Here is an 11,949-nt window from a genome sequence, read left to right on the forward strand (position 1 = left end):
TCCACGCACGACCCCACTCGGTGCGGGTACCGCCCCCACAGCGGCACCCACGGTCGACACCGCTCGCTCAGCGCGCGGAGTCGACGTCCTTGGCGAGCGTCCCCAGGTACAGCTCGATGACCTTCGGGTCGTCGGCGAGCTCCTTCCCGGTGCCCGAGTACGCGTTCTTCCCCTGGTCGAGCACGTACCCACGATCGCAGATCTGCAGACAGCGTCGCGCGTTCTGCTCCACCATGACGATCGACACACCGGCCTTGTTGATCCGGCGTGTGCGGATGAACGTCTCGTCCTGGCGCACGGGCGACAGCCCCGCGGAGGGTTCGTCGAGCAGCAGCACCTTCGGGTCCATCATGAGCGCCCGGGCCATCGCGACCGACTGCCGCTCACCGCCGGACAGCGATCCGGCACGCTGGCCCTTCCGCTGGCCGAGGACGGGGAACAGGTCGTAGATGACCTCGAGCCGCTCGGCGAACTTCCGGGGCCGCAGGTACAGCCCCATCTGCAGGTTCTCCTCGATCGAGAGCGAGGGGAAGACGTTGTTCGTCTGCGGGACGAAGCCCACGCCGGCCTGCACGAGCTTGTTCGCCTTGAGGTTGGTGATGTCCTCGCCCTGCAGGGTGACCGAGCCCTCGCGGATGGACACGAGGCCGAACAGGGCCTTGAGGAGCGTCGACTTGCCGGCACCGTTCGGCCCGATGATCCCGATGAGCTCGCCCGGGTAGCAGTCGAGGTCGCAGCCGTTCAGGATGTTCACCCCCGGCAGGTAGCCGGCGACGAGGTTCTTCGCGCTGAGCACGGGCTCGCGTTCCAGCGTGGCCGCCGGAGCGGCGGTCGCCGGCGACGGACTGGAGGCGCTGCTCGCGTTCGTGGGCTCGCTTGCGTCGGTCATCGGGTCGCCTCCTGCTCGTCTTCTTCCGCTACTTCCTCGGCGAGTTCCTCGTAGGTCTCCTCGTTGAGGAGCGAGTCGTCACCGAGGTCGGTGTCGTGGTGCGCACCGAGGTACGCGTCGATGACCGCACGGTCGTCCATCACCGTGTCGGCCGGGCCCTCGGCGACGACCTTGCCCTCGGCCATCACGACGACCCAGTCCGAGATGTGCCGGACCATGTGCATGTCGTGCTCGACGAAGAGCACGGTCATGCCGTCGTCGCGCAGGGACTGGATGTGCCCGAGCAGCGACTGGGTCAGCGCCGGGTTCACGCCGGCCATCGGCTCGTCGAGCATGATCATCGTCGGGTCGGACATGAGCGCCCGGGCCATCTCGAGGAGCTTGCGCTGCCCGCCGGACAGCGAGCCCGCGTAGTCGTCGGCCTTCGTGTCGAGCTTGAAGCGGGCGAGGAGATCCTCGGCCTTCACCGTGATCTCACGCTCCCGCTTCCGCCAGAGCGCGGGGACGAGGCCGACGAAGAAGTTCTCGCCGGGCTGGTCGCGGGCGCCGAGGAGCATGTTCTGCATCACGGTGAGGCGGCTGAGCGCCTTCGTGAGCTGGAACGTGCGGACCATGCCCTTGTTCGCGATGTGGGTGGCGCTGGTCTTCTGCAGGGTGTTGCCGTCGAACCGGGTCGTCGCGCCGGGGCTCGGCTTGTCGAACCCGGTGAGCAGGTTGAAGAACGTCGTCTTGCCGGCGCCGTTCGGGCCGATGAGGGCGGTGATCGAGCCGCGCTGGACCTCGAGGTGGTCGACGTCGACCGCGGTCATGCCGCCGAAGCGACGGGTGACGTCGTCGACGACCAGGATCGGGTCGTTCTTGGGGTGGGCGTACGACTCAGACACTGAACGTCAACTCCTTCTTGTTGCCCAGGAGGCCCTGTGGACGGAACACGATGAGGAGCATGAGCGCGACGCCGACGAGCACGTAGGAGAACTGCTCGGCCTGCTGCGCGTTCATGATCGAGTTCGGGATGAAGTCACCGGCGAGGGTGCGGATCGCGAGTCGGACGACGAAGAAGAGCACGGCGCCGAGCACCGGTCCGAACACCGTCGCCGCACCGCCGAGGATGAGCGCCGTCCAGATGAAGAACGTCATCGAGCGACCCATCGCGTCCGGTTGCACCGAACTCGGCAGGACGTAGATGATCCCGGCCAGGGCCCCGAGCGCACCGCCGAACACGAGCGCCTGCATCTTGTACGAGTAGACGTTCTTGCCGAGGGAGCGGACGGCGTCCTCGTCCTCGCGGATGGCCTTCACGACACGGCCCCAGGGGCTGCGCATGAGCAGGAACAGCACGAGTGTGAACAGGGCGACGAGCCCCCACGCCGCGATCCGGATCCACCAGCCGTTGACGCCGTTGTTCGAGTACGTGAACCACAGGATCGTGGTGGTGCCGTCGGGGAGCGGGCTGAGGGCGTTGAACGGGTCGCGGTAGCTCGACCCGGTGATGCCGTTCGAGCCGCCGGTCGTCGTGGTGAGCAGGCTCGACCGTCCCACCATGCGGATGATCTCGGCGCCGGAGATCGTCACGATCGCCAGGTAATCGCCGCGCAGCCGCAGGGTCGGGATGCCGAGGATGATCGCGAACACGATCGACACGAGCAACGCGACCAGGACGGCCATCACGAACGGCAGTCCGTTGGTGATCGAGATCGCGAAGCCGTAGGCGCCGAGCAGCAGGAACGCCGCCTGGCCCATGTTGACCAGGCCGGTGAGTCCGAAGTGGACGTTGAGGCCGATCGCGGCGAGCGCGAACGCCGCCGTGGTCGGGGCGAGTGCTTCCTGGGTGAGGGAGGACAGCAGGTTGAGGATGTAGTCCATGGCGGCGCTCCTTAGCCGATCCGCTCGGCGCGGCCGAAGATGCCCTGCGGCCGGAACAGCAGGATGAGGATGAGGATCACGAGGGCGGTGGCGTACTTGAAGTCACCGGGCAGCACGAGGTTCGTGAGCTCCACGACGACGCCGATGATCATCGAGCCGACGAGTGCGCCGTAGGCGGTCCCGAGGCCACCGAGCGTGACGGAGGCGAACATGAGCAGCAGCAGCTGCAGGCCGGTCTGCCAGTTCACGCCGTTGAGCACGAGGCCGAGCATCACGCCGGAGAGCCCCGCGAGGCCGGCGGCGAGCGTCCACACGAACCGGATCACCCGGTCGACGTCGATGCCGGACGCGCTGGCCAGTGCCGGGTTGTCCGACACCGCACGGGTCGCGCGGCCGAAGCGCGTCTTCGCGAGGAACAGACCGGTCGCGACGAGGACGACGAGCGCGATGCCCATCGCCACGTACGACTGCACCGTGAGCGTGACCCCGGCGAACCGGACCGTCTCGGGGTTGCCCTGCTGGATGCGGACGGTCGAGGCGCCGAAGAAGTACTGGAATGCGTACTGCGCGGCGATCGACAACCCGATCGTCACGATCATGAGCTGCGTCAGGCTGATGCGCTTGCGACGCAACGGCCGCCAGATGCCGGCGTCCTGCAGGTAGCCGGTCGCCGCGCACAGCAGCGTGACCACCACCCCCGTCAGCCAGATGTTCCACCCGAGCTGGTTCGCGAAGAGGTAGGCGAGCAACCCGCCGAGGGTGACCTGCTCACCGTGCGAGAAGCTCGACAGGCCGGTCGTGCCGTAGATGAGCGAGAGGCCCACCGACGCCAGCGCGATGAGGAGCCCGAGTCGGATGCCGGACGCGAACTGCTGCCAGGCGCGCTGGGGCGTGACGCTCGTCGCGTCGTCGTTCGTGACGACGCCCTGCTGGTCGGACAGCTGGAAGATCTGCCCGACGTTCGCGTTGAGGCTCGCCGACACGGTGCGCTTCGCGTCCGCCGCGTTCGTCAGGTACTGGCCCTTGGGCAGCGTGTCCTGGTCGACGCTCACGGTGTAGCTGCCCGCCTCGGTCACGCTCACCGACCAGCGCCCGGCGTCGGACGTCGTCGCGGTCTGCGCGAAGCCACCCGGCCCGGCGACGTCGACGTCGACGCCCGGGACCGGTTCGCGGTCCGAGTCGGTGATCGTGCCCTGGATGCAGCCGTTCGTCGGGCTGACCGTGCACGGCTGGGTGCTGGCGGGTGCGGTGCTCGCGGACGCCGATGCGCTCGCGGTCGGGGCCGAGGTGGCGCCGATCGCCGGCAGCGTCACCGCCCAGTCGATCAGGAAGGTCGCCATGAACGCGAGCACGAGGACGGCCATGATGACCGGTCGCTTTCGTCCAGGGCGGAGGCGGAACCTGCGCAGCAGTGCAGGTCCCGGCGGAGTGATGGATCCCACGGAAGAGCCTCTCGTTCGGATGACGAGGACGCTAGGGGGATTGTGTGACACCCGTGTTTCCATCACGTTCCCTGTGTGATTCGTGCCGCAACTGTGACGTTGTGGAGGAAGGCCGGACGGAGGTCCCGGGACGGGGCCGCACCGCGCCTCCTGGCTGCTCACGGGCGCCCACGGGGCGGAATGCGGAAGCGCGCCTGCGCGTTACCATGGTCTATCCGGAACCCGCCGCAGCGTTCCCGGTGTCTCGACCACTTCACCTCGCCCACGAAGGGGACCCATGGACCAGCCGGATCCGTTCGGATTCATCGGACTCACGTACGACGACGTCATGCTCCTGCCGGGGTACACCGACGTCATCCCGAGCGAGGCGTCGACCGCGTCCCGGCTCACCAAGCGCATCACGGTCAACGTCCCGCTGCTCTCCGCGGCGATGGACACCGTGACCGAGGCCCGCATGGCGATCGCCATGGCCCGACAGGGCGGCATCGGGATCCTGCACCGCAACATGTCGATCGCCGACCAGGCGGCCGCGGTCGACAAGGTCAAGCGCAGCGAGTCGGGCATGATCACCAACCCGGTGACCACCAGCCCGGACGCCACCGTGGCCGAGGTCGACGCGCTCTGCGGACAGTTCCGCGTCTCCGGCCTGCCGGTGGTCGAGGGTGACGGCACCCTCGTCGGCATCATCACCAACCGCGACATGCGGTTCGTGGCGCCGTTCGAGCAGCAGACCACGCTCGTGCGCGACGTCATGACGAAGGCTCCGCTCATCACGGCCCCGGTCGGCATCGACCCGGACGACGCCGTCGCGATCTTCGCCGAGCACAAGATCGAGAAGCTCCCCCTCGTCGACGAGGACGGCAAGCTCCGCGGTCTCATCACCGTCAAGGACTTCGACAAGAGCGAGAAGTACCCGGACGCCACGAAGGACGACGCCGGACGCCTGCGCGTCGGCGCCGCGATCGGCTTCTTCGGCGACGCCTGGGAGCGCGCGACCGCGCTGCGCGAGGCCGGCGTGGACGTCCTCGTCGTCGACACCGCCAACGGCCACAGCGCCGGCGTGCTCGACATGGTCCGTCGCCTCAAGGCCGACCCGGCGTTCGCCGCGGTGGACGTCATCGGCGGGCAGGCCGCCACGCGTGAGGGCGCCCAGGCGCTCATCGACGCGGGTGTCGACGCCGTCAAGGTCGGCGTCGGCCCGGGATCGATCTGCACGACGCGCGTCGTCGCGGGTGTCGGCGTCCCGCAGGTCACCGCCGTGTACGAGGCCTCCCTCGCCGCGCGTGAGGCCGGCGTGCCGGTCATCGCCGACGGCGGGCTGCAGTACTCGGGCGACATCGCGAAGGCCCTCGTGGCCGGTGCCGACACCGTGATGCTCGGCTCGCTGCTCGCCGGCACCGACGAGTCGCCCGGTGACCTGGTGTTCGTCAACGGCAAGCAGTTCAAGGCCTACCGCGGGATGGGCTCCCTCGGCGCCCTGCAGACCCGCGGCAAGAAGACCTCGTACTCGAAGGACCGCTACTTCCAGGCCGACGTCCCCTCGGACGACAAGCTCGTGCCGGAGGGCATCGAGGGCCAGGTCCCGTACCGCGGCTCGGTGGCGAACGTCGTCTACCAGCTCGTCGGCGGCCTGCGGCAGTCGATGTTCTACGTCGGCGGCCGGACCGTCCCGGAGCTCAAGGCCCGCGGCAAGTTCGTCCGGATCACCCCGGCCGGGCTCAAGGAGTCGCACCCGCACGACGTGCAGATGGTCGTCGAGGCGCCGAACTACAGCCGCTGACCCGACCAGCATCCTCGAACGCCCCTGCTCCCGGACGGAGCGGGGGCGTTCGTCGTCGGTCGGCAGTAGGGTCGCGGCATGGTCAGCGCCGTGTCCCACACCTCGATCGACTGCCGTGACGCCTACACGCTCTCCGAGTGGTGGAAGCAGGTCCTCGGCTACGTCGACGTCGCCGACGACCCGAACGCGCCCGGGCACGAGGAGTGCATGATCGTCGCTCCCGACGGGTCGCACCACGTGCTCTTCATCGAGGTGCCGGAAGCGAAGGCCGTGAAGAACCGCATCCACTTCGACCTGCGGCCGACCGACCGGACCCGCGACGAAGAGGTCGTGCGGCTGCGGGGCATCGGCGCGCTCGAACTGGCCGACCGACGCACGGCGACCGGCGGCTGGGTGGTGTTCGCCGACCCCGAGGGGAACGAGTTCTGCGTCCTCCGGTCCCAGGCCGAGCTCGACGCCTGACCCTGGCCAGCCCCCACCCGGGCGGCCGGCGTCCCTGTCCGGACTGCGCGGGTCCGGTCGACCGCGCCCGGACCATGGGCTCGAGACCCGCGGGTTTCCGCAGACCTCGCGTCACGGCTGGGTAACGAAACACTTTGCGTACCGCCCCGTCACGCGGCTGAAACACCGTGACCCTACGTTCTCTCACATCCCCAGCGGGACCTGAGGTTCCGCGCAGAGAAAGGGCTCCACGGATGATCAGAACCACCCGTGCCACCACGGCACTGGCAGTGGCAGGAGCGGCGGCGCTCCTCCTCGCCGCCTGTTCCACCACCAGCGGCGGCACCTCGCCGTCCTCCTCCGCGTCGGGCGGCGCGAAGAAGGACCCCGCCGCGAGCTGCAAGGCCCCCGACACCCCGGGCACCGACGCGCTGAAGATCGGCACGATCCTCCCGCTCACCGGTTCGCTCGCCTACCTGAACCCGCCCGCGGAGTCCGGTGTGGGACTCGCGGTGCAGGACATCAACGCCGCGGGCGGTGTGCTCGACAAGGACGTCACCATCGACCCCGCCACCGACTCCGGTGACAGCAACGACATGACGGTGTCGAGCTCCGCGGCGACGAAGCTCGTGAACGCGAAGGTCCCGGTCGCGATCGGCGCCGAGTCCTCCAGCGTCACGCTCAACGTCATCGACCAGCTCACGAGCAACTGCATCGTGGAGATCTCCCCCGCGAACACCGCGTCGGACCTGTCCGGCTACTCGTCGTACTACTACCGGACCGCTCCGCCGGACTCGGTGCAGGGTTCGGCGCTCGGCCAGCTCGTCACGGGTGACGGCAACGCCAAGGTCGCGTTCCTCGTCTTCAACGACACCTACGGCACCGGCCTCCGCAACACCGTGCAGAAGGCGATCGAGGACTCGGGCGGATCCGTCGTCTACGGCGGCAAGGGCAAGGGCCAGGAGTTCCCGCCCGGCCAGACGACCTTCTCCTCCGAGGTGACCGCGGCGCTCGCCACGAAGCCGGACGCCATCGTCGTCCTGGCGTTCGACGAGACGAAGTCGATCATCCCGGAGCTGAAGTCGCAGGACGCGAAGATGTCGAGCATCTACATGTCCGACGGCAACACCGCGGACTACTCGAAGGACTTCGACAAGGGCACGCTCACCGGCGCGCAGGGCACCATCCCCGGTGCCTCGCCGAAGGACGAGTTCAAGGCCCAGCTCTCGGCCTACTACAAGAAGTCGTCGGGCAAGGACCTCGCCGACTACTCGTACGCGGCCGAGTCGTACGACGCCACCGTCCTCGCCGCGCTGGCCGCGGTGAAGGGCAAGGGCACGGACTCCGGCACCATCCAGGCCAACATGGCCGCGGTGTCCGGTGCCGACGGCGGCACGGAGTGCTCGACGTTCAAGGACTGCGTCGCCCTGCTCGACAAGGGTGAGGACATCCACTACACGGGTCCGTCGGGCATCGGTCCGTTCGACGACAACAACGACCCGTCGAGCGCCTACATCGGCATCTACAAGTTCGACGGCGACAACAAGCCCGTCTACCAGAGCGCGATCCAGGGCTCGGTCAAGAAGTAGTCGGCAGCACCGGATCGACAGCGCCTCGCGGCCCGGCCGCGGGGCGCTGTCGCGTGCGGTGGCGGCGGCGGCGGCGGGCCGAGACTCGGCTGCGCGGACAGTTCCGTGGCGGACACGGCGCGAAACTGTCCGCCGGGCCGAGACTCGGGGCCCGACGGGCGGGCCGGCAGGCGGACATCAGCTCGCGGGCCCTGGAGGCGCGGCTCGGCCCCGTCAGACCGGCTCGGCCGCGGTGGGCGCCACCGCCCGGCGCCGCGATGCCCGAGCGGCCAGGAACGAGTCGGCCGTCAGGATGACCAGGGCGAGCCAGACGATCCCGAAGCCGAACCACCGGGCACCCGACATCGGCTCGTGCTGCACGACCACCCCGACGAGCAGCTGCATCACCGGCGCGAGGTACTGCGTCAGCCCGAGCGTGGACAGGCTCACCCGGCGGGCGGACGACGCGAACAGCAGCAGCGGCACGGCCGTCGCGGGCCCGGTCAGCACCGTCACGAGGACGTGCACCCAGCCCTCGCTCGTGAACGTCACCCCGCCGCCGAGGCCGGTCGTGCCGAGCACCACGAGGGCGACCACGGCGATCGGCAGCAGCCACACGGTCTCGATCGTCAGGCCGCTCAGGGCGTCCACCGTGCCACCGACCCGCTTCTTCACGAGCCCGTACAGGCCGAACGAGAACGCCAGCACGAGGGAGATCCACGGCATCTGTCCGTAGCCCACCGCGATCACGATGACGGCCACGATGCTGATGCCGACGGCGGTCCACTGCAGCGGACGCAGGCGTTCGCGGAGCACCACGACACCGAGCGCGATCGTCACGAGCGGGTTGATGAAGTACCCGAGCGCCGCCTCGACCGTGTGGCCCGTGGTCGTCGCCGCGACGTACACGGTCCAGTTCACCAGGATGAGCACGGCCGCGAGGCCCATCACGAGCATCACCCGACGCTGGGCCATCAGGGTGCGGGTCCGGAGCCAGGAGCGGGTGACGGCGATCGCGATCGCGCAGAACACCAGCCCGAAGACGATCCGCCAGGCGACGATCTCGAACGCGCCGGCGGGGGCCATCGCCGCGAAGAGCAGCGGCATGAGTCCCCACAGCCCGTACGCGATGATCGCCTGCACGACGCCGACGGATGCCTCGCTGCGGGCCGGGCGCGCCGGGGACGGTTCACTCACGGAACCATCCTAGGAACGGGCACCGACGGTGCGGGGTCGAGCCGCGCCTCCTGGACCCGCCGACCCGTTGCGGAACGCGAGAACGCCCCGCCCGGCCGGAGCCGAACGGGGCGTTCTCGATGTGTACTGGACTCAGTGCACGATGACCGCGAGGACATCGCGCGCCGAGAGGACGAGGAGGTCCTCGCCCGAGTACTTGACCTCGGTGCCGCCGTACTTCGAGTAGATGACCTTGTCACCCACGGCGACGTCCAGCGGGACGCGGTTGCCGTTGTCGTCGATACGACCCGGGCCCACGGCGACGACCTCGCCCTCCTGGGGCTTCTCCTTCGCGGTGTCCGGGATGACCAGACCGGAAGCGGTGGTCTGCTCCGCCTCGACCTGGCGGATGACGATGCGATCCTCGAGCGGCTTGATGCTGACGGCCACGGTGACCTCTTCTTTCTCGGTACTGACTCGGTACAGATGAAAACCGTGTTGGCACTACGCACAGGAGAGTGCCAACCGCCCCAACTCTAGGGCGTCGTTGGCACTCGGTCAATCCGAGTGCCAACGTCCGACCGGGCTCTCGGCGACCTGGGAGGATCGTCGGGTGGAAGCCGCCGATCTCGCCCAGTTGCTGACCCCCGAGGGGATGGCCCTGCTCGACCGTACCCCGGCCGTGTCCGACGGTGGTGAGATCGTCCGGGTCGTCTCACGACTGCGCTCCGAAGGACACGATCCGGGCCTCGTCGCGGCGGTCCTGACGCAGGCGAAGCTCCGGCAGAAGGCCCGTGGGAAGTTCGGCGACTTCGCCTCCCGCATGCTCTTCACCGAGGCCGGCCTCGAGCAGGCGACCCGTCTGCAGGTCGCCGCGCAGCACGCCGGACGCTTCGCCGCCGCGGGGCTCACCCGGGTCGCCGACCTCGGGTGCGGCATCGGCGGGGACGCGATGGCGATGGCGGCGCTCGACCTCGAGGTCACCGCGGTCGACCGTGACGAGGTCACCGCGGCCGTCGCGACGCACAACCTCTCGCTCTGGGACTCCGCCCGGGTGGAGCTCGGCGACGCCGCTTCGTTCGACCTGTCCCGCGTCGACGGGGTCTGGATGGACCCGGCGCGCCGGACCTCCGGCCACGCGAACACGAAGCGCCTCGCTGACCCGGACGACTGGTCCCCGTCGCTCGACACCGTGTTCGCTGCCGCCACGACCACCCCGACCGGCGTGAAGCTCGGGCCGGGTGTCGACCGCGACCTCATCCCGGACACGGCCGAGGCGCAGTGGACCTCCGTGGACCGCGAGGTCGTCGAGCTCGCCCTCTGGTTCGGCCCCCTCGCCCGTCCCGGTGTCCGCCGTGCCGCGACCGTCATCGGGGCGCACGGGATCGCCGAGCTCACGGGCGACGCCGACGCCGCGGACGTCGAGGTCGGCGCGCTCGGCGCGTACCTGTACGAGCCGGACGGGGCGGTCATCCGTGCGCGGCTCATCGGCGACCTCGCCCGGTCGCTCGACGGCCGGATGCTCTCCGACGGCATCGCGTACGTCACCTCGGACCGGGCCGTCACGACACCGTTCGCGCAGGGCTTCCGGGTGCTCGACACGATGCCGCTCGACGTGAAGCAGCTCGCCGCGCGACTCGCAGCGGACGACATCGGGACCGTCGAGATCAAGAAGCGCGGGGTCGACGTGGACCCGGCGCAGTTCCGGAAGCGGTTGCGCTTGCGCGGACGGGGGCGCGTCACGCTCGTGCTCACCCGCCTGGAGGGACGACACACCGCGATCCTGTGCGAGCGGCTGGGCGACGCGGCCGGCTAGGCCGCGGGGCGGCGGCGCGCGCGCCGGGCGGCGCGGGCGGCGCGCTCGCGCTCTGCACAACGAAAGTCACCCCGAACCGCGGCGATCCGTGGTTCGGGGTGACTGTCGTTGTGCGAGCGGGTCGCCGAGGTTCCGATCAGCCGATGAAGGCGCCGGACCCGTAGTCGTCGTAGTTCGAGTACGAGCTCCCCATCGAGGCGAACGCGAACAGCCCGATGATCCAGAGGATCCACACACCGGTCATCACCCAGCCGGCGATGACACCGGTGAGTGCCAGGGCGCGCCCGCTCTCACCGGTCTGCTTGATGCGGCCGAGGGCGAGGTGGCCGAGGATCGCGCCGGCGGGACCCAGCAGGATCGCCATGAAGAACAGCGGGATCGCCCCGAGGCCGAACACGATGGACAGGATCGCCAGCGTGTTGGTCTTCGGGCGCTGTGCGTAGGGCTGGTAGCCCGTGGCCGCGTAGGGGTTCTGCTGGCCCGGGGCGGCGTACGGGTTCTGCTGGCCGGGGGCCGCGTACGGATTCTGCGGCGCGGCGTAGGGGTTCTGCTGCTGCGCGCCGTAGGGGTTCTGCGGCTGCTGCGCGGCGTACGGGTTCTGCGGCTGCTGCGGCGCCGCGTACGGGTTCTGCGGTGCGGCGTAGGGGTTCGAACCCTGCGGGGCGCCGTAGCCCGGGTTCTGCGGTGCGGCGTAGGGGTTCGAACCCTGCGGGGCACCGTAGCCCGGGTGCGCCTGCTGTCCGGACTGCCCCCACGGGTCGTTCGGCGCTGCCGCCGGTGCCTCGGGAGCGGACGCGCCGTACTGCTGCGGCTGCCCGGACTCGGGCTGGGCCGCACTCGACGGCACCGACGATGCGGTGCTGTCCGGCGTCTCGCCCGGCTTCGGCCACTGGTTCTGATCGGACACCGTCCACCCCTCTCGGCGCCACGGTCGTCGGCGCCTCGTGTGAATCCTCCCACAGACACTCCCCTGC

Annotated in this window: 11 protein-coding genes; 4 read left to right on the top strand and 7 right to left on the bottom strand. The window is 69.7% G+C overall.

The features are described 5' to 3' along the window. Nucleotides 1–67 precede the first annotated feature (67 nt). Genes ACIPEP_RS06495 through ACIPEP_RS06510 form a run of 4 tightly spaced genes read right to left on the bottom strand, consistent with a single transcriptional unit; the run spans nt 68 to nt 4,116 of the window. A complete protein-coding gene (locus ACIPEP_RS06495) occupies nt 68–889 on the bottom strand; it encodes an ABC transporter ATP-binding protein (RefSeq protein WP_070417715.1) in 822 nt (273 codons plus the stop codon). Beyond that, on the bottom strand, nt 886–1,773 hold the full coding sequence (locus ACIPEP_RS06500; RefSeq protein ID WP_402716802.1) for an ABC transporter ATP-binding protein: 888 nt from the start codon (nt 1,771–1,773) through the stop codon (nt 886–888). Before ACIPEP_RS06500 ends, ACIPEP_RS06495 begins: the two co-directional genes overlap by 4 nt. Continuing rightward, complete coding sequence (locus ACIPEP_RS06505) at nt 1,766–2,752, bottom strand: branched-chain amino acid ABC transporter permease (protein WP_070417713.1); 987 nt, start codon at nt 2,750–2,752, stop codon at nt 1,766–1,768. The genes ACIPEP_RS06500 and ACIPEP_RS06505 overlap by 8 nt, the downstream gene beginning before the upstream one ends. A gap of 11 nt (nt 2,753–2,763) precedes the next feature. Then, the gene (locus tag ACIPEP_RS06510) at nt 2,764–4,116 is read right to left on the bottom strand and encodes a branched-chain amino acid ABC transporter permease (protein WP_092385245.1); all 1,353 of its coding nucleotides are present in this window, start codon (nt 4,114–4,116) and stop codon (nt 2,764–2,766) included. A 355-nt stretch (nt 4,117–4,471) separates the two neighbouring features. On the opposite strand from ACIPEP_RS06510, the gene guaB reads away from it, so the two are divergent. The 3 genes from guaB to ACIPEP_RS06525 all read left to right on the top strand — a co-directional run bounded on the left by guaB (nt 4,472) and on the right by ACIPEP_RS06525 (nt 8,004). Beyond that, nucleotides 4,472–5,974: an IMP dehydrogenase gene (gene guaB, locus ACIPEP_RS06515; protein ID WP_070417711.1), complete on the top strand. Its 1,503-nt coding sequence runs from the start codon at nt 4,472–4,474 to the stop codon at nt 5,972–5,974. Between the two features lie 78 nt (nt 5,975–6,052). Next, nucleotides 6,053–6,436 carry a VOC family protein gene (locus ACIPEP_RS06520; protein WP_261646623.1) on the top strand — a complete coding sequence of 128 codons (384 nt, stop codon included), beginning with the start codon at nt 6,053–6,055 and terminating at the stop codon, nt 6,434–6,436. Nucleotides 6,437–6,669: 233 nt separating this feature from the next. Continuing rightward, nucleotides 6,670–8,004 carry an ABC transporter substrate-binding protein gene (locus ACIPEP_RS06525; protein ID WP_229085217.1) on the top strand — a complete coding sequence of 445 codons (1,335 nt, stop codon included), beginning with the start codon at nt 6,670–6,672 and terminating at the stop codon, nt 8,002–8,004. A gap of 213 nt (nt 8,005–8,217) precedes the next feature. Here ACIPEP_RS06525 and rarD read toward each other — a convergent pair whose 3' ends face one another. Continuing rightward, nucleotides 8,218–9,180 (bottom strand): EamA family transporter RarD, encoded by a 963-nt coding sequence (rarD, locus tag ACIPEP_RS06530; RefSeq protein ID WP_402716803.1) that lies wholly within the window; start codon nt 9,178–9,180, stop codon nt 8,218–8,220. Between the two features lie 132 nt (nt 9,181–9,312). Then, a complete protein-coding gene (gene groES / locus ACIPEP_RS06535) occupies nt 9,313–9,609 on the bottom strand; it encodes a co-chaperone GroES (protein WP_017885484.1) in 297 nt (98 codons plus the stop codon). A gap of 163 nt (nt 9,610–9,772) precedes the next feature. Between groES and ACIPEP_RS06540 the strand changes: the two genes are divergently transcribed. Beyond that, entirely contained in the window at nt 9,773–10,975 is a 1,203-nt protein-coding gene (locus tag ACIPEP_RS06540) for an SAM-dependent methyltransferase (protein WP_402716804.1), read from the top strand. A gap of 136 nt (nt 10,976–11,111) precedes the next feature. Here the strand turns inward: ACIPEP_RS06540 and ACIPEP_RS06545 are convergent, their stop codons facing one another. After that, complete coding sequence (locus tag ACIPEP_RS06545; RefSeq protein ID WP_402716805.1) at nt 11,112–11,882, bottom strand: DUF4190 domain-containing protein; 771 nt, start codon at nt 11,880–11,882, stop codon at nt 11,112–11,114. Nucleotides 11,883–11,949 lie beyond the last annotated feature (67 nt).

The sequence above is a fragment of the Curtobacterium sp. NPDC087082 genome (genome assembly GCF_044745045.1).
GTDB lineage: Bacteria > Actinomycetota > Actinomycetes > Actinomycetales > Microbacteriaceae > Curtobacterium.

Coding starts and splice junctions, on each gene's coding strand:
- ACIPEP_RS06495 (WP_070417715.1), bottom strand. CDS start 889: ATGACCGACGCAAGCGAGCCCACGAACGCGAGCAGCGCCTCCAGTCCG.
- ACIPEP_RS06505 (WP_070417713.1), bottom strand. CDS start 2,752: ATGGACTACATCCTCAACCTGCTGTCCTCCCTCACCCAGGAAGCACTC.
- ACIPEP_RS06510 (WP_092385245.1), bottom strand. CDS start 4,116: ATGGCCGTCCTCGTGCTCGCGTTCATGGCGACCTTCCTGATCGACTGG.
- guaB (WP_070417711.1), top strand. CDS start 4,472: ATGGACCAGCCGGATCCGTTCGGATTCATCGGACTCACGTACGACGAC.
- ACIPEP_RS06520 (WP_261646623.1), top strand. CDS start 6,053: ATGGTCAGCGCCGTGTCCCACACCTCGATCGACTGCCGTGACGCCTAC.
- ACIPEP_RS06525 (WP_229085217.1), top strand. CDS start 6,670: ATGATCAGAACCACCCGTGCCACCACGGCACTGGCAGTGGCAGGAGCG.